The following is a 25127-nucleotide window of genomic DNA, read 5'->3' as shown; positions in this document are numbered from 1 at the left end:
AGCATGTATTTAGCATTAAAATTATGAAAGAAATTATAAAACAAAGTTTAGTAAACACATATACTTACCAAGAATATAGAGGTTTAGTAAAAAGCTTACTAGACGAAGGAAAATCTACTGGCCCCAATCAATCTGAAGAATTGACAAACTACAGCATGTTGAATGATCGAAGAATGAAAAGGTTAGACAAAACCATTAAAATTACTGAAGAAACTACCAAAGAAATTCAAAAAGTTGTAACCCCACAAACTTGGCTGGTAATTACAGAAGGTTGGTGTGGTGATGCAGCACAGAATTTACCTGTACTACACAAAATGGCTGAATTGAATAAAAACATTAACCTAAAATTAGTTTTGCGTGATGACAATTTAGCTTTGATGGATTTATTTTTAACAAATGGTGGTAGAGCTATACCAAAACTAATTGCTTTAGATAGTAACCTTAACGTGATAGATACTTGGGGTCCAAGACCTAGTGTTGCCACAAAAATTGTAGCCAATTACAAAGCAGCACATGGTGTTTTAGATGCAAAATTTAAACAAGATTTACAAGTTTGGTACAACAAAGATAAAGGAGTAAGCACCCAAGAAGATTTTGTAAAAATCATTCAAAAAAGTACTTTAAAAGAAGTTTAAACTTATTCTATTTAAAAGAAAAAACGAAAATTTGAGTACTAAATTTACGGTTTTTCTTTGCGTATATTTGTACAACTAAAAACAGAATTATGTTTGTTGATTACAATGCTATTGCTGATGATGCTAAAGTATGGATATACCCTTCAAGTAGAAAGTTTTACAAAACCGAAATTGAAGAAGTTGAAAACGCAATAAAAACCTTTGTAGAACAATGGAAAACGGACGACGAAAACTTTACAGCATCGTACCAATTTTTATATAATAGATTTATTGTTTTGGTAGCAGATGATGAAAAATCTACGCTTACAAATACAGACATAGATGCTTCAGTTTCTTTTATCTTAGAACTACAAGAAAAATATAATATTCAGCTTTTAGACAAAATGAATGTTTGTTTTAAACAAGGAGAGTTTGTGCAATATAAAGAGTTAAAAGATTTTAAAAAATTATTAAAAAACAAAGCTTTAACTGGTAAAAGTATCATTTTTGATAATTTAATTACCAATAATCACGATTTTAAAAACTTTTGGGAAACTGCCATCGAAGATAGTTGGTATAGCCGTTTTTTATAAAATTTTATGCTTCACGTAAATCATATTTCTTTTTCGTATTCTAAACACAAAACGGTTTTAGAAGACTTTAATTTTACCTTAAAAAGAGGAGAACATTTGTGTGTTATGGGCGAAAGTGGTTGTGGAAAATCAACTTTATTAAAAGTTATTTATGGCTTACTAGATGTACCCAAAGGATCTATTTTCTGGAACAACGAACAGGTTTTTGGCCCAAAGTTTAATTTAGTACCCGGTTTTGAGAAGTTTAAGTATGTAGCTCAAGATTTTGATTTGATGCCTTACATTTCTGTATCAGAAAATATAAAAAAGTTCTTGTCTCGCTTTTACCCTGAAGAGAGTGAGCAACGTACACAAGAATTATTAGAGGTTATTGAAATGAAACCTTTTGAAAACGTAATGGTTAAAAACTTAAGTGGAGGGCAAAAACAACGAGTAGCCATTGCAAGAGCTTTGGCAAAAGAACCTGAACTACTTTTACTTGATGAGCCTTTTGGACAAATTGACAACTTTAAAAAAAATGCATTAAGACGCAATTTATTTGGATATTTAAAAGAAAAAGAGATTGCTTGCATAGTAGCAACTCACGATAAAAATGATGCACTTTCTTTTGCTGATCATTTGATCATTATCAAAAATAATAAAATTTTGATGCATAATAATCCTAAAGAAATTTATAAAAATCCAAAAGATAAATATGCTGCTGCACTTTTTGACGATGTAAATGAACTATATATAGAGGGTAAAAAGTTATTGCGATACCCTCATCAAATTAAAATTACCAAGCATTCTAAATTTTCTGCAACTGTAATCAACTCATATTTTAAAGGTTCTTTTTGGTTGATTGCTGTAAAATTTGAAAATACAACGCTATTTATAAATCATCATACTGCAATTGCTAAAGGCAATCAAGTTGATTTTGAATATGTAAAATAGCCTTACGCAGGTAGATGATTGCTTAAAAAAAATCACCCAAATTCAAAGAATAAGGGTGACTGGAATTATAAACTTTCTTAAAAAATAACCCCTAATTTATTTAAATAAGAAAGTTGGGGGACATAATTTTCTATTTTGTTGTAATTATCTACAACAAATTTAGCAGGTATTTGTTTTCAACAAGGGTAGTTTTTAGACTTTGCATTGTAAAAATGGGAAAATTTATACCTTATATCTTTTTCTATAAGCTTCTGGTGTAAATTTAGTGTGCTTCTTAAAATACTTACATAAATTTGCTGGGTCTTTAAAACCTAACTTAAAAGAAACCTCTTTGATTGATAAATTAGAGTGTAAAAGGTAGTTTTTTGCTTTAATAATTACTACGTCATCTATAAATACTTTTGCAGATTTATTTGCTATAAATTGTACAATTGTATTTAATTTTTTTGAAGAAAACCCCAACTTGTTGGCATAATACTGTACTTTTTTACTCTTTATATAGTTTTTTTCTAATAAACCTTGAAACTTTATAAACTCTTTTAAATAGTTGCCAAGTTGTATTTTATTATATCCTTTAGATTTTGTTCTATGTATTAAAGTAATTAAAACATGTAACTGACTTCTAATAATTTTTAAAGAATAATCATCTGAAAGGTTTGTAAACTCTTTTTCAATTTGAGTTGATAATTGTAAAATTTGGAGAAATTCGTCTTTGTTAAACTGAGTTTTTGGAGAAATTATCCACTCATTAAACATTTGTATAGTCATAGAAACTTGACGCTCATTCAAATAGCTGTTTAAAAACTCTTCTTTAAAAAGCAACAAATAGCCTTTTACATTGTTGTTGATATAAAATCGATGAATTTGATCTTTTCTAATGGCTAAAACTGTGCCTTTACTGTAATAAAAATCATTATAATCTATAGAATGTCTACCAATATCATTGGTAATAACCATAATCGTGTAAAAATTAACCTTATGATTTTTTTCAAAAACAGCACTATTTTCAGATAGAAATAAATCTTCTAATTTTAAGATCTTAAAATTAGAATTTTGAAACTTAAAATCGTAGTTAACTTTTGGGTAACAATGCTTCATTTTTTGGGGGACTCTGTAATTTATTGGGAATTTAAGAATTATTTCATCATTAGAATTTTAAAAATCATTATTTAAATGTTAATTAATAATACTTGTGAACTTGAATAATACTAATTCTAGTATTTTTACAAGACATTAACCTGTTAAAATAGGGGTTAAATGTTTTATTTTTAGTGTAATAGAAAAACTTATACTGATTATCAATAAACAACATTTCTCTATTACAGTCTAAAATAATAAGTTTAATCCTTTTTAAACAACCCCTTAAGCACTCTTTGTTTAAAAAAGTATTTTAAAGTGGTAAAAACATGGCTTCTGCATTAAATTATAAATACAATTCAAATATATTTACAACCTCTCTACTTTACCTTTTACCATTTTATAATATCTTTTGCTTTCCTTACACTTTGCATAACCATCTTCATTAAATTCTAATGTGTGCCCATATTCACTAACCCAACCAATTTGTTTTGATGGATTCCCTACAACCAATGCATAAGGTAAAACGTGTTTTGTAACCACAGCACCAGCACCAATAAAAGCATACTCTCCAATAGTATTACCACAAATTATGGTGGCATTAGCTCCAATACTAGCGCCTTTTTTTACAGTTGTTTTTAAGTATTTGTTTCTTCTAATAATGGCGCTTCTAGGATTAATTACATTGGTAAAAACCATAGAAGGACCTAAAAAAACATCGTCTTCGCAGATAACACCTGAATAAATTGATACGTTATTTTGAACCTTAACATTTTTACCTAAAACAACATTTGGAGATACTACCACATTTTGCCCCAAGTTACAGCGTTCACCAATTTTACAGTTAGACATAATATGACTAAAATGCCATATTTTAGTATCTTTTCCTATTTTGCAGTTATCATCTATAACTGCGGTTTCGTGTGCAAAATAATCCATATATATACCTTTTATTTTGGGGGATAATTTTGTATTACAAATGTAAAACAAAAAACCCAACTGATAAGTTGGGCTTTTTTTATAATTGCCAAGCCTTATTTAATTTACACTAAACGTAATTGGTAAAGCATATTTTACTTTCACAGCTTTATTTCTTTGTTTACCTGGTGTAAATTTAGGAAGTTTTTCTATCAGTTGCTGTGTTTCTTTTTTCAATTTAATATGTGGTGCATTAATTTTAATATCTACAACATTACCTGTATCATCTATAATAAATTGTGTGAAAATTCTATGCTTTCCAGCTCGCAAACCTAACTCATTTGCTAAATCTACATCAAAGTTACGTTGTACAAATCGCATCATTTTTTTATCAAAACATCGTTTATTTTCTTCTTTTGATAAACCTTCGCATCCTTTAAAAACAGGTGCATTTTCTATTAAAAGAAAAGGTACAGTATCTGGCACATCATCATCAATAGGCTCATCTGCAGTTATTAAATCATCTATATTTAATTGTACAGGTTCATCATCTGGAATATCAATAATGGTTTCTACAATATCATCATTACCTTTTTTAATTTCTGCATCAGGTATAAACTGCTGTTTGCGTATTTCTACCTTCGGTTTTAACTTTGGCTCTTTTACAAAACGAACCTCTGTATCAGGCTCAACATAAATAGCATTAGTAAACTCTGGCTCGTAAACAGCTAATGTTTTATGCTCAGTTTTATGCTCTAAAGCTAAATAAACGATAAAAAGCACTAATACAAGTCCTAACTGGGTAAAAATGGTTGAGAACTTTTCTAATTGTTTGGTTGGTAGTTTTTTTAGGTTTTTCATAATTAGAAAATTTTAAATTGTTAAAGCTTTGTTAAACCAAATAACGTGCCAAAAAACGTCTATTCAGATATTTATAAAAATACTCATTACACCATAATCGAATTTTATGCATCTTACATTTATAAAAAACCATAAAATTAACGCCTTAATCATTATACAAACTTTAAAATAAAAGCTTTAAAGTGGTTTGCAATTCATTTAACCACTTATAAACAATTAAAGGCAAGTTGTATTAAAAACAATGCAATTTGCACATCGTTAAAAGTTAATTAAGAAATTAATTTTAACTTTGAGAAAATTGACAAGAATGATTAGAGCTGTAATTATAGATGATGAGCCTAAAGCAATACAAAGTTTGGCTTGGGAACTTTCTAATTTTAATGATGAACTGGAAGTTGTGGCTACATTTACTGAGCCAGAAAAAGCAATACACTATTTAAAATCAACAAAAATAGATTGTCTTTTTTTAGACATAGAAATGCCAACTATGGACGGTTTTCAGTTTTTAGAACAACTGGAAATTAAAGATTTTGCAGTTGTTATTACCACTGCCTATAATGAATATGCAATTACGGCTTTAAAAAAAGAAGCCATAGACTACTTATTAAAACCTATTGATTCTGATGATCTTACAGAAACAATTCAAAAGATTAAAAAACACAATACAAAAGGTTTTAATGCAGATAAATTTGAAGACATGTTGTTAAAATTTAACAACAAGTTGCATCATAAAAAAATTACTATAAATACTGATGGTAAATTGGTTTTTTTAGAACCTAATGACATTTATTATGTAGAGTCTGATGGTAATTATTCGACATTACATTTATCAAAAAACAAAAAAATTGTAGTTACTAAAAAACTCAAGGAAATTAACGAATTGTTGCCTAAAGATCATTTTTTTAGAATTCATAATTCTTACATTATTAATCTAAATATTATTAAAGAATTTTTAAAATCTGATGGTTATGTTATTTTAGAAAGTGGTGCAAAAGTGCCTGTTTCTAGACAAAGAAAATCGGAATTTTTAGAAAAATTGTAAATTAATGTCTATGCAAAAATTATGGTTGTTTTTTGTTTTGTGTTTCTTTTTTTTTCCTACAAACGGACAAAAGAAAACACCCAATTTTAATGCTCAAATTGATAGTATTCTAAAAACAAAACCTATTACTTACAAAGGCATTAATAATTATTTAAGACCTTTTAGAAGAGATACTACCAAATTAAAAATATTAGCGCAAAAATTTGAAGATGCTTCTTATTTAGATGGTAAAACTTATGTTGAAAACTTGTTAGGCATACAGTTTAGAAACTACTCGTTATTTGATAAAGCCATTACAACACACACTTTTGCCTTAGAAACTGCTAAAAGAGCAAAAAGTATAGAGTTTGAAGTATTTAGCTTAAACATGTTGGGCGTAGATTATCGTAAAATGGATGCCAACAGAACTGCGTTAGATTATAATTATGAAGCGCTAAAATTAGCAGAAACTGTTGATAATCCTAGCCTTGGTTTACAAAGAAGCATTGCTGTTTCTTTAAATAGTATGGGTAATATTTATTTACTTTTAAAACAATATGATTTGGCTATTGAGCGTTTTAAAAAATCGCAAAAAATAGAACGTAGTATTAATAATCAATTAGGCTTAGCCATAAACTATCAAAACATTGGGTATGCAAAAGATGCACAAGGAAAAACAGATGAGGCCTTAGATTATTTTCTAAAATCTTTAGCCATTAACAATAAAATAAATAATATTTTTGGTAAGGTTATTTGTAATGGTAGCATTGCCAATATTTATATAAAACAAAATAAAGCAAAAAAGGCAATTGCATTAATTACTACTAATTTTGATGCTGTAAAAAGATTAGGTAATAAAGAAATGTTGTCTAACTATTACTTAAATTTAGGCTGGGCACAAGGTAAATTAAATCAATTTTTAAACGCTGAAAAAAATATAAATTCAGGGTTAGCCATAGCTAAAAAATACAATTTTGCGTTAGAGCAATCTTATGCTTACAGCTACTTGTCTGAGTTATATCAACAAAAAAAAGAATACAAGAAAGCGCTAGAGTTTTACAAACTATCTTACGAATTTGAAAGTAAAATATCTAATGAAAGAAACACACAATATGTAAATGATCTTATTATAAAATACGATAGTGAACGTAAAAATAACGAGATAAAAAACCTTGCCAAACAAAATGAAATTGCACAATTACAATTGGTAAAAAACAGAAATATTTGGGCCATTATTTTAGTTACCTTTTTATTAATTATTGCTGTTTTATACTTTTTATACAGACAACGTTTATTAAAAAAACAAAAACGCATTTTAACCTTAGAACAAGATGTTTTAAGAACACAAATGAATCCGCATTTTATTTTTAATGCTTTAAATTCTATTAAACATTACATTATTAATAATGAACAAAAAAATGCGGTTCGTTACCTAAATAAGTTTTCTAAACTGGTTCGTAAAATATTAGAATCGTCTAAACTAAAAGAGGTTTCTTTACAAGAAGAATTAGAAACTATGGATTTGTATATGAACATTGAAAACATTCGTTTTTCTAACGAAATTGATTACGTTTTTAAGGTTGATGAAAATTTAGATTTGGCCAATATTAAAGTTCCTCCTTTGGTTTTGCAACCTTTTTTAGAAAATGCGTTATGGCATGGACTATCTTCTAAAAAAGGCGATAAAAAAATTGTTTTATCGGTTTTTAAACCTTCAGCAGATTTTGTTCAGATTGATATTGAAGATAATGGAATTGGAAGAACAGCTTCAGCTAAAATAAAGTCGAATAAAATTATCAACAGAAAATCTATAGGAATAGAATTAACAAAAGAGCGTTTACAAAACTTTATAAAAGATTTTCAAAATCCTTTTAGTATTATTTTTAATGATCTTTTTGATGATGACAAAAAACCTAAAGGAACAAAAGTTGCCCTTAAAATTCCAATAACGTAAAATATAGTGCACTTTTTTTATCAGGATTTATCTTTTTGGTTGCAAGGATTGCTTTTTATTTTCATTGCTTATCATGCTAGTTCTTGTTTTTTACACAAGGTAAAAGCATGTCCATTAATGTAACAACCATTTTTAGAAATACTATTTGACACAGATTATCATCCAAAAAAAAGAATTCAAATTACCTAGCATAAGTTTATAAAATAATGGAATTGGATGTAAGCATCAATTAAAATAAAATCTGATAGATCTGTACATAGATTTTCATTAGGAATTTGGTTTAAGCAACTTTGTGAAAAATCCTACACCAATTATTCCATAACCTATAAAGATTTAATAGAAAATGAAAAAGCAACTGGCACTAAAGTGGTTTTAAAAATTCCACTAAAGTAACAGCTGCTATTTACTCTTTTTCTTCTCTTATTTTACTATTTAATGATTAACTTTTTAGATAAAATTCCTTTGGTTGTTTTGGCTCTTATAAAGTAAATTCCTGCAGATAAGTTAGAAACATTAAAGGTTATCTTAGATTTATCTATATATTTTTCACTTTTTACTTTATCGCCTAAAATACTATAAACCTCAACTTGTTCTATTTTAATATTATTAGATAAATAAATAGAAACAATTTCTTTTGCTGGATTTGGAAATATCATTAAAATCGGAGTTTCTTCGTTAACACTATCAACAGATAAAACACTGGTGTTATTGGCAGTTAAAGTAAACGTACCAAATTCAGAATTTATAGCTGCACTTTTGTTAGAAATTTCTCCTTCCATCCACACTTTTAAATAATATACATCTCCAGGCGTTAAATTAGTTAAAGATATATTTAGACCACAAGTTAACGCAGAATTGCTAGTACAAGATTCATAAATTGCAAACTTTAAAAGACCACCAAAACCTCCACCTTCAATACTAAACTCTCCAGTTTCTGGTACAGTGATAGTATACCAAACATCTGCAATAATTGGCCCTGCAACACAGTCTGTTGCATTTGTAAACGTGCCACTATTGATATCTCCAGGTGTTTCTTGACCAAAAACTAAAGGAATTGCAAAAGAACAATCGTCATTTGCTGGTGCACAATCTGCAGAAAAAATTGCTGTTACATCTTTTTGTGTCCAGTTGGTTTCGCTATAACCAACATCATCTACCTCTATACACGTTAAATTGGAATTACCAGTTGCGCTAAATTGTGTGATTTTTGTATTATTATGATTTTTAACAGTTAAACTTACCAAATCATTATCATCTACATCTAACCAAACTAAATTGGTATTAGCTCTTACATCAACAATTTGTAACTGATTTTCATTTGCTACAAAGGCTAAAAGTTTAGTATTAGAAACTAAATTTATTGTCGTAATTTGGTTTTTATAACATTGTAAAGATTCTAAATCTGTTAAAAAATAAACATCTAAAGCAGTAATTTGATTATCGCCAACATTAACGTTTTTTAAACTAAAATTATTTGAAAAATCGATGTTTGATAATTCATTATTTTCTAAATTGATAACCTCTAACTGTTTGTTTTGGCTAATATCAATTTGACTTAGGTTATTATTTTTTACGCTTAAATCTATAAGATTTGTAAAATGACTAATACCCGTTAAATCTGTAATGTTTTGAGATTCCACATTTAAAATAGTTAGTGCTGCAATGGCTTCTGTGAGCACTAAATTGTCTCCTACAATTCCATTTCCAACGTTTATAGACTCTAAATAAGCTTCAAAATTGTTATCTGGAATTGCTGTTGTTGAGGGACAATTTTCATAAAATTTAGTTTGTGCATCTATGGCTAGAGCTATAGCCTCAAAATAATCTACATTAAGAACTTCAATACACGTTAAATTTGGATTGTTTGTTGTGTTTAAAGTAGTAACTGTTGGGTTTGCTGTATTTTTTAAATTGATAAATCGTAATAAATTATTATTCGCCTCAAAAATTACAAGCTCGGGCTGATTACTTAAATCTAAATTTTCTAATTGATTATTCTTTAAATCTAATATTGATATTTTTGAGTTCGAAGCTAAATCTAAGGTAACTATTTCGTTAGATTCTAATTCTAATCTTTCTAAACCTATCAAAGTACTTAAATCTAATGTTGTTAGTAGATTATTTCTAGCTTCAATTGTTTTTAGTTTTGTGTTTTGAGTAAAGTTAAAACTCGTAAATTGATTTAAATCTGCTAAAAAAGTCTCTAATAAAATATTTTTACTAAGATCAATTTGGGTTAACTCATTATCTGCAACATCTAAAAAAGTAAGACTTGTAAAATATTCAATTCCTGAAGTATCATTAATGTTTTTAGAGGCTATACTTAATGAAGTTAATGCTTCAATAGGTGCTTTAAATACATAACCATCTCCATTAACTCCATTACCAACGTTAATAGATTCCAAATAAGTTTCAAAATTAGAATCTGGAATTGCTACCAACTCAGGGCATTCTGTGCTAAATTCAGTTTGCATATCTATTTGATTCCAATTGTTTCTACTATAATCTTCATCATCTACATTAACACAGAATAAATTTGGATTTGCAAACGCAGAAAAGTTTGAATTTGTAATTATTGCATTGTTTCCGTTTGCGATATTTAAACCAATTAATGCATTATCATTACATTTAATTTCTGATAAGAACTCATTTTCAGATACATCTAAATATGTAATGCTATTTTGCTCGCAATTTAAAGTAGTTAAACTTGCATTATTTAAAAGTTTTAAATTTGTAAGCTGATTTCTACTAATCATTAATGATGTTAAAGCAACATTTTTATCAATATTTAATACTGATATTTGGTTATCACTGCAATCTAAAGATTTCAATTTTGTATTATTACTTACATCCAATCCTGTAATTAGATTATTAAAACACCATAATATTTCTAATTCTGTTAGCATAGAAACTTCTATGTTTTGTAGTTCACTATTATCAATATATAATTCTTTCAACATTATATTTGTGCTAAAATCTATTGCAGAAATTGTATTATTTCTAAAGTTTATCGATTCTAGATTCACGTTTTCATTAAAGTCAAAACCTGTAAATTGATTGTTACTAAAATTTACATTCTTTAAATTTATATTTTGTGATAAATCAATATTAGTTAATTGATTTTGACTAACCAACAACGTTTCTAAAAGTTGATGATTAGTTACATCTATAGTAGCAATATTATTATTTGTTGCATTTAAAGTTTTAAGTGCTGTAAAACTTTCTATACCTGTTAAATCTGTAATGTTTTTGCTTCTAATATCTAAACTTTCTACATTTATGATATCTTTTCTAAATACTTGTCCATTTAAAACACCATCTGTATCTATAGATGTATCTAATAAATATTGTTCAAAATTAGCATCAGGAATATCAACCACATCTAAACCTTCGTTTCTAAACACAACATTATCTATATAACCATCATTATTAGAGCCATTTACTCTATAAGAAAAAAGTTTTATTCTTATCGTTTTTGTACCTACAGGCGCTATACGTGTATCTTGATATTGAAACCAATTTACATTTTCTGAAAGCTCAGTATCATACGTTTCCAATATATTTTCTTGGCTATCTCTATACTCTAAAATAACCTGAGATTTATCAAAAGGAAATGAATTAAATGATTTTAGATGTACACTAAAATAAAACTTTTGAATACCTGCATCAATATCGCCTGTAAAAGAAGATACGTCTATATCTTGGTATAATTCTGCAGATGAATTAGCTCCTGCAAAGAAAATATTATTCCCATCTTGTGCAGATGTAGCAGTGAGTCCTGTCCAATTTCCAGAAACTTGTGTCCAGCCATTTTCTAAAATTGGAGTTATTTCTGCGCTTCCATTTACAACCAAATTATCATTTGGCACAAAATCATCTTCTGTAAAAGTTCCAAAATCTTGCCAAACTGCTGTGTTTTGATATAAAGAAGCTGTACTATTTGGTACTTTAAGTTCTACGTTTTCTATGGCTACATTTTCAAAAACTGTTGCACTAATAGCTAGTGGATTTTGCCAATTTACAGTTACTTTAGCAAGATTTGTACAGTCTTTAAATGTGTTATTGCCCAAATTGGTAATGTTTGATTCTAGATTAACATTTTTCAAATTGGTACAACCTTCAAAAACAGAATTGCTTAAAGATGCTACATTTAATGGCAATGAAATATCTGTTAAACTAGAACAGTTTCTAAAAACCTGACCTTGAAAAGTTACTAAATTTTTAGGAAAAGAAATATTTTTTAGACCTGTACAACCATCAAAAGCATTATTGTTTATAGTTGATACATTGTCTGGTAGTATTATGTTTTCTAATGATGTACAACTTCCAAATAGATAAGAAGGAATTCGAGTAACACTTTCTGGTATATTTATTTCTTTTAAACTACTACAATACCTAAATGAGCTGCTATCTAACCCAAAACTAGATAAAGAAGAAGGCAATTTTATGCTTTGTAAACTTGAGCAAGCTTCAAAAGCACCATTAGAAATATTTGTATAATGATCTGGAATAGTAACATTTGTTAAATTTGAACATCCTTTTAAAATAGTTTGTGGAACTTCTAATAAATGTTCTGGAAAGGTAAAACTGGTTAAATTTTTACAATTTTGTAAAACGCCAGAGTTAATAGTCGTAACGTGTTCTGGTATTGTAAAACTTGTAAAGCCTGTACCTCTAAAAACTCCAGTATTAAAAAAAGTTACATTTTGTGGAATATTAATAGTTGCTAATTTACTTGAATTTTCAAATGCACCAATACCTAAAGAATTAACACTTTCTGGAAGTGTTATAGCCGATAATTCTGAACAGCCTTTAAAAGCATAATTGTCTATTCTAGTTAAAGATGCTGGAAGTACAATACTCTTTATTGCTGTACCTTCAAAAGTATTAGATCCTGTTCTTACAATTGTATTTGGTAACGAAATGCTTGATAAAGAAGTGCAATATTGAAATGTGTTATTCCCAATATTTGTTACTGAATTAGGTATCACAATACTTTTTAAGTTTGTACAAGATATAAATGCAAAACTACCTAAAGTTGTTAATGTATTTGGTAATTCTATACTTTCAATAGCTGTTTCAGAAAAAGAATAAACGCCAATATCCTCTAAAATAGAAGAAAGAGTTATTGTTTTTAACTTACTACATTCAAAAAAAGCAGTGTCTTCAATTGAAGTTACAGAGTTAGGAATAACAATACTTTCTATAGCTTTACTACCTCTTAAAAACTGTTCTGGAATCGTTGTAATTGAATTTGGTAAAGAGATATTTGTTAAAGCACTACAATAAGAAAAAGCTTGCTCCCCTATAACTGTTACAGAATTTGGTATTGTTATGCTTGTTATACTTGTAGATTGAAATGCTTGTGCGTTTATTTTAGTTACAGTATAGGTTATTGTTGATCCATTTTCTGTATAATCTACAGTAGATGGTAATGTTAAATTACCTGCAAAACCTGCATTTCTTGCTACAGTTACATAATTATTTGTTGCATCTATTACAGTGTAGTTTACAGAATTAATCGTAAAATCTTGTGCTTGTAAAGCTCCTAAAAAAATACAAAAAGCGAGTAATAATAGTTTAGTTTTCATAATTATTTCCTTTTTAAAATCCCATTTTCTTATATTCATTTGTATTAATAGATACATTTTTAGAAGATAAATTTGTAACTTCTATTGTAAATTTCTTGTTATTTTGAATGGTATTCATTTCTAACACAAAACCAGAAAAATAAGGATTGTTTAAAGTCATACCCAACATTGGTATGGCTTTATTTTGAATTGGAAAATCTTTAGAAACCCAAAAAGATAAACTTCCTTTAGAATTTGTATAGTCGAAATCTACCTTATATTCTTCGCATAAATAACCGATAATAGTTTTAGTGTTACCTGTTTTTTTGTAGACATAATCACCATCTTCTGGCAAATTCTCTTCCATATTAAATTGGCTTCCCATTTGGTCTAAAGATGTAGATTTTTTAATTTTCATTCCACCCATATCCATAAACATAGTTGCAGCATTAGGCGTATTTACGACTAACATTTGTTGGCCTTGCATTTCTTTAGGTGCTATAGACATTGCATATATATCTGGATAAATACCAGTTAAAAATTCCACAATTTGTGCATCACCTCTTTCATCTATCATTTTTACTTCGAGGCTTTTATTAAAACTAAATGTAGATGGAATGTTGATGGTTGGCGATACTTTTTGTAGCATTTCCATTTTTTCATCTTCAGAAATGGTATTGGAAGCATTGTTTTGCTGATTTTTTCTTTCTTTTGTAATCGTATATTCTGGATTACTTGAAGTTACAGAACCGTCAATAGACATTGGTTTTTTATCGTAATAACCCTCTTCTAATTGACTATTTGTTTCTATATATTTACTCAATTTACCATTAACAGAAAAAGAAACTGATAAACTTTGATCCTTAATAAACCTTACTGTTATCGATCCGTTTTCTGGTCTATTTTCAAAAGCTCCTTTCCAATTTTCTTTTCTATTTTTCCTCTCGTCTAACAAAGGATCATAACCTATATAAAAATCTGCTTCTTCTGGAATTTGAAATGATTTTCCCATTTTTAACTCTTCAAGCGTAGTGTTTTTTAAAGTAATGCTATAACCATCAAATACATCTGCACTGGTTGAACCCCAATTCCCTTTTATTTTAAATTCACTCCCTGTTTTATTTACTTTAGCTTTGCTTACATTATCAATTTTAATATTTGGGTAGGTATTAGAATGATTTATAGATGCAGAACCATAAGATGTTAATCCACCTTTATTTAATGGCTCTTTTGTGTTTTTACTTTTACCATTTAAAGTACTATCAATTACATTATCTGTTTTTTTATCCAATTTATCTAATAGCTTATCTTCAGCTTTAGATATTTTTTCTTGTGCTTTTTTCTTTAGTTTTTTCCATAACTGAGCATTAGATGTAGCTACTATTCCAAAAAACAACACACAACAAAGTATTTTTTTAACCTTCATAGTCAACAGATTTTAAGTATTTACTACAAATATGTTATAATCTCAATATATTTTATATTTATTTGTATACTTGGTAAGCAATTTTGTATAGATGGTTTTTAGTTTTAAATCTTAATTATTAACCACTTACCCACAAAAAAATACTAAGTATACTTAAAAACATACAATACATACATTTCTCGAGTAAAGTGGAAAGAAATTTTGAAGTTCTGAATTGAATGTTTTATGGCCAATGCAAATAGTTGACTTGAGAAAATAAAAAGACAATATTTTTTTAAGCTTATCTTTAACTCATTATATAAAAATAATTTTGATAGATTTCGTTTTCACATCACCGCATAAAAATGGAATATTATTATTTGTATTAGGAATTATTTTTTTGTTAACCGTTTATAATTTTCTATCGTATTTTCAACATAAAAGTAAAACACACCTATTTTACGCAACTTATACACTTTTACTTTTTATTGCCTATTTTACTTTTACCAAAAACGATTTTTTAGACGTAATTAGCAAACCTTTAGAGAATTTCTTTTCATTAACGCACGAGTTTTGGGTCTGGCTCTATAACATAGTATATTATTATTTTGTTTTTAGCTTTTTAAATTTTCAGCAACACCATAAAAGACAAACAAAAATCATTAAATATATTCTACTATTTCTATTAGGGTTGGGTATTATTGGTTTTATTATTGCTGTGTTTTTTGATGATAAAACATTTTTATTAAAGACCTATTTGTTAGTTTATATGCCAATCATTATTTCCTTAACACTTTATTGTTTTTATCTCGTTTACAAAACACCAGAAAAAACGAAAATATATATTTTAATAGGCTCATTTGTACTGTTTCTCTCTTCTATTTTAACGATATCAATAATAGAATTAAAATTATTTACAGAGAATTCTGAAATTGGTTTTCTGATTTTTTATATCGGTATAGTTATAGAAAATATATTCTTTTCTTTAGGGCTTGGGTTAAGGCAAAAAATAATTTTGGTAGAAAGAGATGAGGCAAAAAATGCGCTAATTTTAAAACTTAAAGAAAATAAAAACTTAAAAGAAAAAATAAATATTGATTTAAAAGAAAAATTAGAAGTTTTAAAAGCGCAAAAAAAATTAGAAGAAGAGATTAACGATTTAAAACTAATAACGCTTAAAAACCAAATGAACCCTCATTTTATTTTTAATGCTTTAAACTCTATTAAGCTCTATATTATTAATAATGAAAGAAAAAATGCAACTTATTATTTAAATAAGTTTTCAAAACTAATTCGCATAATACTTGAAGCTTCAAGCCAAAAAGAAACGAGCTTAAATAACGAGTTAGAAACAATGGCTTTATATATGAATATCGAAAATATTCGTTTTTCTAATGAAATTGATTTTCAAATAATTACTAAAGAAAATATTAACTTAGAAACTATAAAAGTACCGCCGTTAGTTTTTCAGCCTTTTTTAGAAAATTCTTTATGGCATGGTTTATCATCAAAAAAAAAGAATAAAAAAGTACGTTTATATGTTGATAAAATCGGTCAAAATTTTGTTAAAATCATTATAGAAGATAATGGAATTGGAAGAGAAGCTGCTGCTAAAATAAAATCAGAAAAATCTATCAACCGAAAATCTATTGGGATTAACCTCACCAAAAAAAGACTCCATAATTTTGTAAAAAACTACAAAAATAATTTTTCATTAATTTATGAAGATGTTTTGAACGATCAAAAAAATATAGTTGGCACTAAGGTAATCTTAACTATCCCTTTGGTTTAAGTGTTTCTCTGCAACCTTTTCCAACTCAGCATACCAATCTTCCCCAAATTTACGAATTAAAGCTTGCTTTACAAACTTATAAACAGGCACTTGTAATTCTTTTCCTAAAGAACAGGCGTCGTCACAAATTTCCCATTTATGGTAATTTACAGCCGAAAACTCACTATAATCCTTAACTCGAATTGGATATAGGTGACAAGAAATTGGTTTTTTCCAACCTATTTCACCTTGATTATAAGCTTCTTCAATCCCACAAAGTGCAGTATTTTTTTCATCAAAAATAACATAAGCACAATCTGCTCCATTAATTAATGGGGTTTCCAATTCACCCCATTCATTCGTAACCCAAGCCCCTTGTTTTTCTATAGCTTCTATCCCTTTTTTTCTTAAAAATGGTTTTACCTTGGGATAAATTTCCTCTAAAATCTTGGTTTCTTCTTTTTCTAGAGGCGCTCCTGCCTCTCCATCAATACAACAAGCCCCTTTACAGGCCGATAAATTACAGACAAAATCTTTTTCTATAATGTCTTCCGAAACTATGGTTTTTCCTAACTGAAACATATCGCAAAAATAAGAATATTTATTTCTGATTTTTTTTCATTTTCGTAAAAATAGTTAACTACTTTTGCAAAAAATTTAAAAAATAAAAATGGTTTTCGATTTCAAAGAAATATTAACTGCTTTTATGGTATTATTTGCAGTTATAGATATTATTGGAAACATTCCGATAATTATAGATTTACGCAAAAAAGTTGGTCATATTCAATCTGAAAAAGCCTCTTTAATTGCAGGCTTTATTATGGTGCTTTTTCTATTTGTGGGGCAAAGCTTATTAAGCTTAATTGGTATAGATGTAAATTCTTTTGCAGTGGCTGGGTCTTTTGTACTGTTTTTTATAGCCTTAGAAATGGTTTTAGGAATTACACTTTATAAAGATGATAGTGATTCTAACGCCTCGTTAACTGCTGCTGTGTTTCCTATTGCTTTCCCTTTAATAGCTGGCCCAGGAAGTTTAACTACATTATTATCTTTAAGAGCAGAATTTGCAATACAAAATATTATTGTTGCTGTTATTTTAAACATTATTTTTTTATATCTTGTACTTAAAACTTCCTCTAAAATAGAGCGTTTGTTGGGTGCAGCTGGTATTCAAATAATTCGTAAAGTATTTGGGGTAATTTTATTGGCTATTTCTGTAAAGTTATTTGCCCAAAATATAAAAATGTTATTTGTTTAAAATGATTTTTGATTGTTTAATTATTGGTGGTGGTGTAGCTGGAATGCAATGTGCATTGGTTTTAGGCTCTGCTACAAGCAAAGCGTTTGCTGCTAATAAAAATATCGGAATTGTTTTACATCAAAAAGCATCACATTTAGAAAATGCGCTTTTTAATAATGTTTTAGGTTTATCTGCTAAAACCCTTGGTAAGGATATTTTAAATGATGGAAAAACACAATTAACCACTTTATATACTGATATTCATCAAATTGAAAAAGAAAAAGTAATTGCTGTTGATAAAATTGATACAACATATTTAATAAAAACAAACAAAAATATATATCAATCTAAGGTTGTAGTACTTGCCTTAAATTATTCAAAACCTTTTACTATAGAGGGTTTAGATGAATATTTAATTCCTCACCAGAAAACGAATACTGCTAAAAATAGAATCCAGCTTAAAAATAAAGACCATTTTATTGAAAAAGGATTGTATTGCTGTGGTACAATAGCAGGACATAGAAGTCAATTTGCAATTGCAGCTGGCAGTGGAGCATCTGTAGCTACAGATATTTTAACCCTTTGGAATGATGGAAATCACACTAAAGTTCATGACAAATTATGACGGAAATCATATTTTAAATGCCTTTTTATTTATAATTTTATAATAAGAAATCGAATTACTAAGAATTCCATAATTTCTGAAATAAATATTTTATAAATTTTAAAAGGATTATAAGATGGAAATCAAAAAAAACCCTCGTCTTCAGCTCGAAAATTTTAGCAAAATTTTCTTTCAAATAGGTATTGTTCTTACACTATTTGTCATTTATGTTTTTATGGAGCACAAAACATACGAAAAAACGTATGGAGAACTAGAAACTGTTGTTTTAGTTGCTGAAATGACAGAAGATATTCCTATTGTTAAGGTAATTAAAATTAAACCAACTCAAATGAAAACTCCTCCTCCACCTTCAATTGAAAAATTAGAAGTAGTTAAGGATGATGTTGACATTCCAGAAACCATCATAGAATCTACAGAAACCGACGAAAATGAGGCCATTACTGATGCAGATGTTACTACAGACGATATAGTTGAAGTTGCAGAAGAAGAAACTATTGTAGAAGATGTTCCTTTTATGATGATTCAAAATGTGCCTGTATATCCTGGTTGTAAAGGCAACAATGAGCAATTAAAAAAATGTTTTACTAAAAAAGTTGCTAAACATTTTGGTAAAAACTTTAATGCTAATTTAGGTAGTGAACTTGGTTTAACCTCTGGAAGAAAGAGTATTTATGTTGTTTTTACTGTAGATAAAACTGGTAATATAACCAATGTTAAAGCACGAGGTCCACACCCAACTTTAGAGCAAGAGGTTGTACAAGTAACAAAATCTTTACCTAAAATGACACCTGGGAAACAACATGGTATAGCTGTAGGAGTTACCTACAGTATTCCTGTAACTTTTGAAGTTGTTATGTAGTAAGGTTTATAAGCAATTTTAAAACAAAAAGTCTAGCTTTTAAGAGCTAGACTTTTTGTTTTAAAAATATGATGTTAAAGTTACTCTACTGTAACAGATTTTGCTAAATTTCTTGGTTGATCTACATTTTTACCCAACAATACAGCTATATGATAAGAAAGTAACTGAAGAGGGATTGTAGTTAACAATGGGGTTAAAGCTTCTTCTGTGTCTGGTATTTCTATAATATGATCTGCAATTGCTTTTACTTGAGTATCTCCTTCAGTAACAATAGCTATAATTTTTCCAGCCCTAGACTTAATTTCTTGAATATTGCTAACCACTTTTTCATAATGTCCTTTGTTTGTTGCAATTACAAAAATTGGCATATTTTCATCAATTAATGCAATAGGCCCATGTTTCATCTCTGCTGCAGGATATCCTTCTGCATGGATGTAAGAAATTTCTTTCAACTTCAAGGCACCTTCTAAGGCTACAGGAAAATTAAATCCTCTTCCTAAATACAAGCAATTTGGTGCATCTTTATATACGGAGGCAATATTTTTTACGTGTTCATCTATATCTAAAAGCTTTTCTACCTGCCTAGGTATCAATTGCATTTTATGAATATAATTTTCAAAAGTATGATCTGCTAAAGATTTATTGGCTCTTCCTAATTTTAAAGCCATTAAAATTAATACTGTAATTTGCGTTGTAAATGCTTTGGTAGATGCAACACCAATCTCTGGGCCTGCATGTGTATAAGCTCCTGAATGGGTTTCTCTTGCAATTGACGATCCTACAACATTACATATACCAAAAACAAAAGCTCCTTTAGATTTTGCCAATTTAATAGCTGCTAAGGTATCTGCTGTTTCACCAGATTGCGAAATAGCAATAACCACATCTTTATTGGTAATTATGGGGTTTCTATATCTAAATTCTGATGCATATTCAACCTCAACTGGTATTCTAGCCATTTCTTCGAAAAGATACTCGCCCACTAAACCTGCATGCCAAGAGGTACCACAAGCAACAATAATAATTCTATTTGCATTTAAAAATTTGTCTAAATGATCTTCAACACTAGACATTTTTATAAGATTTTCTTGCGGAAGCATTCTGCCCCTAAACGTATCTGTTATTGCCTTAGGTTGCTCATGAATTTCCTTAAGCATAAAGTGATCATAGCCTCCTTTTTCTATTTGATCTAGACTCATTTGGAGTTTTTGAACTGTAGGATCTACCTTAGAATCGTCAATTATTTTATGCACTTTTACACCTTTACCTAATTTTATGATTGCCATTTCTTCATCATCTAAATAAATAGCATTTTTGGTATACTCTACAAAAGGTGATGCATCTGAAGCTACAAAAAACTCTTTTTCGTCTTTGCCAACTCCAATAGCTATTGGGCTTCCTAAACGTGCCACAATAATTTCATTAGGCCTATTTTTATCAAAAACAGCAATGGCATAGGCCCCAACTACATTAGTTAATGCCAATTGAACAGCTTGCCCTAACTTACAACCTTCAGTTTCTTTAACTTCTTCTATAAGGTTTATTAAAACTTCTGTATCTGTATCGCTTTTAAAAGTATAACCTCTAGAAATTAGTTCTGTTTTTATGGTATCATAATTTTCGATAATACCATTGTGTACAATCACTAAATTTCCAGAATTTGATGTATGAGGATGAGAGTTTATATCATTTGGCACACCATGCGTTGCCCAACGTGTATGACCTATACCAATGTTACCTACTTTTCTTTTTTCATCACTGTCTGTAATTAATTCTAAATCAGAAACTTTTCCTTTAGTTTTAGAAAGTTGCATTTGCTCACCATCATAAATCATTACTCCAGCACTGTCGTAACCTCTATATTCTAGTCTTTTTAAACCATTAATTACAATTGGATAAGCTTCTCTATAACCAATATAGGCTGATATTCCGCACATAATATTTGTTTTATCGTGTGAAGTTAATTATTATCTTCTGAATATGATATTTTTAAAACCGCTTTTTTTGCAGTATTTGCAGTTGTACTATTAAAAAGCGTTACAGCTTTAGGATTCCAGCTAAAATTATTAAAAATTGTATCTGTTGCACTTACTGTGTTTGGTAAGGGTATAGAACTTGGAAAATCTGTAATATTAAATGCTTTTAATTTAAAATTAGGTGAATAATTCGATTCACCACTTAACAAATCTGATACATGTTTGGTAATTCTAAACGTGTATTTTTCTATTGTTCCATTTGCATCTCTTTGCAACTCACCTCCAAAAAAGAGTTGTTCTCTATAACTATCTTTAATTTGTCCAAAACCAGCATTAACGCCAGTATTATCTTGATAGAGGTATAATCTATCAGGAACGTGAGCTGTATCTGCAGATTGGTTGATGTAAAGAATTAAAGAAGCATCGTTAATTAATAGGTTTCTATCTCTTAACTCTTTTATTTTATCTTCATCAAATAACGTAATTGTACCTTCACTCCCTGCAGTTCCTTGAATAATAATTTCATCATTATCAGGATACACTTTATCATCCATAGCAAACGTATTTACTCTAAAACCTGATAAAGGAAAGGAGTTGTTTTTTGTAATTGTATCTAAAACTATACTACCCGATTTTAAAACTGTATTTGTATAGTAAGCTTCTATTGAAGGATTTAAATCGGTATTCGTATTATTAAAATTAAAAGAAATTAAAGAACCCTCTGTACCAGTTGCTTCTATAATTAGCCCTCTAAAATAATTATTAAAAGCGTCTTGTGATTCAAATTCTGAAGATTCTAATTTATCTAAAAAAAGTTCTTTAAACTTATCTTCATCTAAAGGAATTCTTATAAAAGGAATTTTTAAAGTACTTATTGCAGAGCTAAAGATTTCTACAGTATCTGTTGTAGCGATACTATCGTCAAATAATTTTCTTTTTACAATTAAGGTTGTATCATTTACGCTAGGTATTAATGGAAAATCTGCATCAACATTTAGTCTGTCTCCTATTTTTTCAAAAACATCATTAGAATAAAAACGATTTATTTTTGAAGGATCTTCTGGATTATAAACATTTAAATAAGTATTTGATCTATAAATATTTAAATTAAAAGCCTTGGTTGGATCTCCGATAATAGAATCTAACACATAAGCGTCTCCATCATCATTTAACGATACTTGGTAAGGTATCTTTAAAAATACAGTATCCATTTTAGTAACTACTGTGGTGTCTGCACCGTAAATATTTTCATCATCAATAACTTGTAAGCCAGTAGTAATGGCCACTTGAGAAACAATAGATGCTTCTAGCTTTTCATAATCAGAACTTGCGTAAACACCCAAAAGATATTGCCCTAATCGTCTTGAAATGTTATCTGACTGAACCCTTTCTAAAGGACTATTTTTAGCAGTAATATATTCCAAAGTAGAACTTGTAGTAAACTTTGTATTGGTTAATACACTAGAATCTATGTTTGTAAAGTCTTCTTCACAAGATAAGACTGCCATTGATAGGCATATAAAAACACCTAAGTATAGGCTTCGCTTAATATTTTTTTTCACTTTCAATAAACAATTACTCTGCTGCAATTAAATCAGCATAAAAATTCAAATAAGATTCCTTTAAATGCTCTGATTGATATTCTAAAACAGGCATTTCTTGTTCTTCTATAAAAGAACTTAACTCCTCATCAATAATTTCACTACCGTGAATAATTGCGTCAGAATTTTCGATTGCACTTTTCAAAATATTAATATGACTTGGTGCAGCTATCGTAGCAATTTTATCAGATGTGTTAAGATCAAATTTTACTTTATCAGCCAAATCTGCGCTTAAATCACCTTTAAAACCACTATTGTAAAGCGAAGTAACAATTTTACTTTCAGTAAACAATGGCTCTTCTTTATAAAATTCTCTTAAATAAAGTGGTAATAAAGAAGCCATCCATCCATGAATATGAATTACGTCTGGTGCCCAATTTAATTTTTTTACAGTTTCTACAACACCTTTTGCAAAGAAAATAGCTCTTTCATCATTGTCTGGAAATAACTGATCGTCTTCATCAGTAAAAACTGCTTTTCTTTTAAAATATTCTTCGTTATCAATAAAGTACACTTGCATTCTTTCTTTAGGAATAGATGCAACTTTTATGATTAATGGCATATCTACATCATTAACTACTAAATTCATCCCAGATAAACGAATTACCTCATGCAATTGGTGTCTTCTTTCATTAATAACACCAAATCTTGGCATAAAAATACGGGTTTGAACTCCTTTAGAATGTGCATTTTTAGCGGAAGTAAATGCTGTGGAAGAAAGTTCTGTTTCTGGTAAGTAGGGAACAACTTCTGATGATACGAATAAAATTCTCTTGTCCTTCATTAAATCAAACTCTTTTATAAAAATGCAAAAGTACAAATTTTTATGCTAATATGGTGTTAAAATGGTAAGTTTGCATCCATTATACAGCCTTTTACTATGAACATTTTTACTGAAAAGCAACCTCTAAAAGTTTATCTATCTGCCTTAAAAGCGCAAAATAAAAAAATTGGTTTTGTACCAACTATGGGTGCTTTACATCAAGGGCATTTGTCTTTAATAAAAAAGGCACAACAAAAAAATGATATTGTTGTGGTTAGCATTTTTGTAAACCCAACTCAATTTGATAAGAAAGAAGATTTAGTAAATTATCCTAAAACTTTTGATGATGATGTTCATTTATTGAATAGTGTTTCTTGCAATGTGCTTTTTCACCCTTCAGTTGAAGAAATTTATGGAGAAAACACCGTTTCTGAAACGTTTGATTTTAGTGGTTTAGAACATCAAATGGAAGGTAAATTTAGAGAGGGTCATTTTAATGGTGTAGGCACAATTGTTAAAACGTTGTTCGAAATTGTAGCACCAGACAACGCGTATTTTGGACAAAAAGATTTTCAGCAGTTACAAATCATCAAAAAAATGGTGAAAAATTATCGTTTACCTATAAAAATAAGAGGTTGTAAAATATTTAGAGAGGATGATGGTTTGGCTATGAGCTCTAGAAATTCAAGATTATCGGTAACTCACAGAATAGCGGCTCCTTTTATCTACAAAACCTTAAAAAAAGCAAAAAAGAAATTTAAAAAAGAAAGCAGTGCTTCAGTTACAGAATGGGTAGCAAAAAAGTTTAAAAAACACCCTAATTTGGTTTTAGAATATTTTACTATTGCTGACGAAAAATCATTAGAAACCATAAAAATTAAAGAATCTAACAAAAAATACAGGGCTTTTATTGCTGTTTTTGCAGGTGATATTAGATTGATCGATAACATTCGTTTATAAAATTTGTAATTAAAAAAATAGTATTTTTGCAAAATGTTAGTACAAGTAGTAAAATCTAAAATCCATCGTGTAAAAGTTACAGGTGCCGATTTAAATTACATAGGTAGCATTACCATTGATGAAGACTTAATGGATGCTGCAGGAATTATTGAAGGAGAACGTGTGCAGATTGTAAACAACAACAATGGCAATCGTTTAGAAACGTATGCAATTCCAGGACCTCGAAAAAGTGGAGAAATTACTTTAAATGGGGCTGCTTCTCGTTTGGTAGCTGTTGGTGATGTATTAATATTAATCGTTTATGCTTTTATGGAATTAGAAGAGGCTAAAAAATTTAAACCTCAACTTGTTTTTCCAAACGAAAAAGACAATACACTTACCTAATT

At 28.7% G+C, this 25127-nt stretch carries 20 protein-coding genes; 11 read left to right on the top strand and 9 right to left on the bottom strand.

Going from position 1 to position 25127, the window contains the following annotated elements:
• Positions 1 to 23: 23 nt before the first annotated feature.
• From SJY27_RS11455 to SJY27_RS11445, 3 genes are all read left to right on the top strand, one after another.
• Positions 24 to 635 carry a thioredoxin family protein gene (locus SJY27_RS11455; protein WP_397444979.1) on the top strand — a complete coding sequence of 204 codons (612 nt, stop codon included), beginning with the start codon at positions 24 to 26 and terminating at the stop codon, positions 633 to 635.
• 89 nt (positions 636 to 724) lie between these two features.
• A complete protein-coding gene (locus tag SJY27_RS11450; RefSeq protein ID WP_397444978.1) occupies positions 725 to 1207 on the top strand; it encodes an ABC transporter ATPase in 483 nt (160 codons plus the stop codon).
• Between the two features lie 6 nt (positions 1208 to 1213).
• Positions 1214 to 2140, top strand: coding sequence for an ABC transporter ATP-binding protein (locus tag SJY27_RS11445; RefSeq protein WP_397444977.1), 927 nt, complete (start codon positions 1214 to 1216; stop codon positions 2138 to 2140).
• Positions 2141 to 2362: 222 nt separating this feature from the next.
• Here SJY27_RS11445 and SJY27_RS11440 read toward each other — a convergent pair whose 3' ends face one another.
• From SJY27_RS11440 to SJY27_RS11430, 3 genes are all read right to left on the bottom strand, one after another.
• Positions 2363 to 3238: an AraC family transcriptional regulator gene (locus tag SJY27_RS11440; RefSeq protein ID WP_397444976.1), complete on the bottom strand. Its 876-nt coding sequence runs from the start codon at positions 3236 to 3238 to the stop codon at positions 2363 to 2365.
• A 348-nt stretch (positions 3239 to 3586) separates the two neighbouring features.
• Positions 3587 to 4156, bottom strand: coding sequence for an acyltransferase (locus tag SJY27_RS11435; RefSeq protein ID WP_397444975.1), 570 nt, complete (start codon positions 4154 to 4156; stop codon positions 3587 to 3589).
• A gap of 99 nt (positions 4157 to 4255) precedes the next feature.
• The gene (locus SJY27_RS11430) at positions 4256 to 4996 is read right to left on the bottom strand and encodes an energy transducer TonB (RefSeq protein WP_397444974.1); all 741 of its coding nucleotides are present in this window, start codon (positions 4994 to 4996) and stop codon (positions 4256 to 4258) included.
• A gap of 307 nt (positions 4997 to 5303) precedes the next feature.
• Between SJY27_RS11430 and SJY27_RS11425 the strand changes: the two genes are divergently transcribed.
• Together SJY27_RS11425 and SJY27_RS11420 are read left to right on the top strand one after the other, a co-directional pair.
• Complete coding sequence (locus SJY27_RS11425; protein WP_397444973.1) at positions 5304 to 6038, top strand: LytR/AlgR family response regulator transcription factor; 735 nt, start codon at positions 5304 to 5306, stop codon at positions 6036 to 6038.
• A 10-nt stretch (positions 6039 to 6048) separates the two neighbouring features.
• Positions 6049 to 7971 (top strand): tetratricopeptide repeat protein, encoded by a 1923-nt coding sequence (locus tag SJY27_RS11420; RefSeq protein WP_397444972.1) that lies wholly within the window; start codon positions 6049 to 6051, stop codon positions 7969 to 7971.
• Between the two features lie 428 nt (positions 7972 to 8399).
• On the opposite strand, the gene SJY27_RS11415 is transcribed toward SJY27_RS11420, so the two are convergent.
• A complete protein-coding gene (locus SJY27_RS11415; RefSeq protein ID WP_397444971.1) occupies positions 8400 to 13562 on the bottom strand; it encodes a leucine-rich repeat protein in 5163 nt (1720 codons plus the stop codon).
• Between the two features lie 13 nt (positions 13563 to 13575).
• Complete coding sequence (locus tag SJY27_RS11410; protein ID WP_397444970.1) at positions 13576 to 14967, bottom strand: hypothetical protein; 1392 nt, start codon at positions 14965 to 14967, stop codon at positions 13576 to 13578.
• 310 nt (positions 14968 to 15277) lie between these two features.
• Here SJY27_RS11410 and SJY27_RS11405 point away from each other — a divergent pair, with 310 nt between their 5' ends.
• Positions 15278 to 16738 carry a histidine kinase gene (locus SJY27_RS11405; RefSeq protein ID WP_397444969.1) on the top strand — a complete coding sequence of 487 codons (1461 nt, stop codon included), beginning with the start codon at positions 15278 to 15280 and terminating at the stop codon, positions 16736 to 16738.
• Here SJY27_RS11405 and SJY27_RS11400 read toward each other — a convergent pair.
• The gene (locus tag SJY27_RS11400; RefSeq protein WP_397444968.1) at positions 16718 to 17299 is read right to left on the bottom strand and encodes a DUF3109 family protein; all 582 of its coding nucleotides are present in this window, start codon (positions 17297 to 17299) and stop codon (positions 16718 to 16720) included. The genes SJY27_RS11405 and SJY27_RS11400 overlap by 21 nt on opposite strands.
• A gap of 88 nt (positions 17300 to 17387) precedes the next feature.
• Here SJY27_RS11400 and SJY27_RS11395 point away from each other — a divergent pair, with 88 nt between their 5' ends.
• The 3 genes from SJY27_RS11395 (at position 17388) to SJY27_RS11385 (ending at position 19441) form a co-directional block, all read left to right on the top strand.
• Entirely contained in the window at positions 17388 to 17975 is a 588-nt protein-coding gene (locus tag SJY27_RS11395) for a MarC family protein (protein WP_397444967.1), read from the top strand.
• A 1-nt stretch (position 17976) separates the two neighbouring features.
• Positions 17977 to 18582 carry an FAD-dependent oxidoreductase gene (locus tag SJY27_RS11390; RefSeq protein WP_397444966.1) on the top strand — a complete coding sequence of 202 codons (606 nt, stop codon included), beginning with the start codon at positions 17977 to 17979 and terminating at the stop codon, positions 18580 to 18582.
• A 115-nt stretch (positions 18583 to 18697) separates the two neighbouring features.
• On the top strand, positions 18698 to 19441 hold the full coding sequence (locus SJY27_RS11385) for an energy transducer TonB (RefSeq protein ID WP_397444965.1): 744 nt from the start codon (positions 18698 to 18700) through the stop codon (positions 19439 to 19441).
• An 80-nt stretch (positions 19442 to 19521) separates the two neighbouring features.
• On the opposite strand, the gene glmS is transcribed toward SJY27_RS11385, so the two are convergent.
• The 3 genes from glmS to SJY27_RS11370 form a co-directional block, all read right to left on the bottom strand.
• Complete coding sequence (glmS, locus tag SJY27_RS11380) at positions 19522 to 21378, bottom strand: glutamine--fructose-6-phosphate transaminase (isomerizing) (RefSeq protein WP_397444964.1); 1857 nt, start codon at positions 21376 to 21378, stop codon at positions 19522 to 19524.
• Positions 21379 to 21401: 23 nt separating this feature from the next.
• Complete coding sequence (locus tag SJY27_RS11375) at positions 21402 to 22925, bottom strand: DUF4270 domain-containing protein (protein ID WP_397444963.1); 1524 nt, start codon at positions 22923 to 22925, stop codon at positions 21402 to 21404.
• A 67-nt stretch (positions 22926 to 22992) separates the two neighbouring features.
• On the bottom strand, positions 22993 to 23802 hold the full coding sequence (locus SJY27_RS11370) for a glycogen/starch synthase (protein ID WP_397444962.1): 810 nt from the start codon (positions 23800 to 23802) through the stop codon (positions 22993 to 22995).
• 96 nt (positions 23803 to 23898) lie between these two features.
• Here SJY27_RS11370 and panC point away from each other — a divergent pair, with 96 nt between their 5' ends.
• Positions 23899 to 24741 carry a pantoate--beta-alanine ligase gene (gene panC, locus SJY27_RS11365; RefSeq protein ID WP_397444961.1) on the top strand — a complete coding sequence of 281 codons (843 nt, stop codon included), beginning with the start codon at positions 23899 to 23901 and terminating at the stop codon, positions 24739 to 24741.
• A gap of 33 nt (positions 24742 to 24774) precedes the next feature.
• A complete protein-coding gene (gene panD / locus SJY27_RS11360; protein ID WP_026776382.1) occupies positions 24775 to 25125 on the top strand; it encodes an aspartate 1-decarboxylase in 351 nt (116 codons plus the stop codon).
• Positions 25126 to 25127 lie beyond the last annotated feature (2 nt).

Origin of the sequence: Polaribacter sp. R77954 (genome assembly GCF_044595335.1) — a bacterium.
In the GTDB taxonomy this organism is placed as follows: Bacteria; Bacteroidota; Bacteroidia; order Flavobacteriales; family Flavobacteriaceae; genus Polaribacter.
Note: the sequence above shows the minus strand (reverse complement) of the source record. Positions and strands in the feature narration are given on the sequence as shown.

What these genes read in the sequence shown, in the direction of transcription:
- SJY27_RS11395 (WP_397444967.1), top strand. Translation starts at nt 17,388, where the DNA reads ATGGTTTTCGATTTCAAAGAAATATTAACTGCTTTTATGGTATTATTT.
- SJY27_RS11400 (WP_397444968.1), bottom strand. Translation starts at nt 17,299, where the DNA reads ATGTTTCAGTTAGGAAAAACCATAGTTTCGGAAGACATTATAGAAAAA.
- SJY27_RS11455 (WP_397444979.1), top strand. Translation starts at nt 24, where the DNA reads ATGAAAGAAATTATAAAACAAAGTTTAGTAAACACATATACTTACCAA.
- glmS (WP_397444964.1), bottom strand. Translation starts at nt 21,378, where the DNA reads ATGTGCGGAATATCAGCCTATATTGGTTATAGAGAAGCTTATCCAATT.
- SJY27_RS11430 (WP_397444974.1), bottom strand. Translation starts at nt 4,996, where the DNA reads ATGAAAAACCTAAAAAAACTACCAACCAAACAATTAGAAAAGTTCTCA.
- panC (WP_397444961.1), top strand. Translation starts at nt 23,899, where the DNA reads ATGAACATTTTTACTGAAAAGCAACCTCTAAAAGTTTATCTATCTGCC.
- SJY27_RS11390 (WP_397444966.1), top strand. Translation starts at nt 17,977, where the DNA reads ATGATTTTTGATTGTTTAATTATTGGTGGTGGTGTAGCTGGAATGCAA.
- SJY27_RS11440 (WP_397444976.1), bottom strand. Translation starts at nt 3,238, where the DNA reads ATGAAGCATTGTTACCCAAAAGTTAACTACGATTTTAAGTTTCAAAAT.
- SJY27_RS11415 (WP_397444971.1), bottom strand. Translation starts at nt 13,562, where the DNA reads ATGAAAACTAAACTATTATTACTCGCTTTTTGTATTTTTTTAGGAGCT.
- SJY27_RS11450 (WP_397444978.1), top strand. Translation starts at nt 725, where the DNA reads ATGTTTGTTGATTACAATGCTATTGCTGATGATGCTAAAGTATGGATA.
- SJY27_RS11370 (WP_397444962.1), bottom strand. Translation starts at nt 23,802, where the DNA reads ATGAAGGACAAGAGAATTTTATTCGTATCATCAGAAGTTGTTCCCTAC.
- SJY27_RS11385 (WP_397444965.1), top strand. Translation starts at nt 18,698, where the DNA reads ATGGAAATCAAAAAAAACCCTCGTCTTCAGCTCGAAAATTTTAGCAAA.
- panD (WP_026776382.1), top strand. Translation starts at nt 24,775, where the DNA reads ATGTTAGTACAAGTAGTAAAATCTAAAATCCATCGTGTAAAAGTTACA.
- SJY27_RS11410 (WP_397444970.1), bottom strand. Translation starts at nt 14,967, where the DNA reads ATGAAGGTTAAAAAAATACTTTGTTGTGTGTTGTTTTTTGGAATAGTA.
- SJY27_RS11435 (WP_397444975.1), bottom strand. Translation starts at nt 4,156, where the DNA reads ATGGATTATTTTGCACACGAAACCGCAGTTATAGATGATAACTGCAAA.
- SJY27_RS11420 (WP_397444972.1), top strand. Translation starts at nt 6,049, where the DNA reads ATGCAAAAATTATGGTTGTTTTTTGTTTTGTGTTTCTTTTTTTTTCCT.
- SJY27_RS11445 (WP_397444977.1), top strand. Translation starts at nt 1,214, where the DNA reads ATGCTTCACGTAAATCATATTTCTTTTTCGTATTCTAAACACAAAACG.
- SJY27_RS11375 (WP_397444963.1), bottom strand. Translation starts at nt 22,925, where the DNA reads ATGGCAGTCTTATCTTGTGAAGAAGACTTTACAAACATAGATTCTAGT.
- SJY27_RS11425 (WP_397444973.1), top strand. Translation starts at nt 5,304, where the DNA reads ATGATTAGAGCTGTAATTATAGATGATGAGCCTAAAGCAATACAAAGT.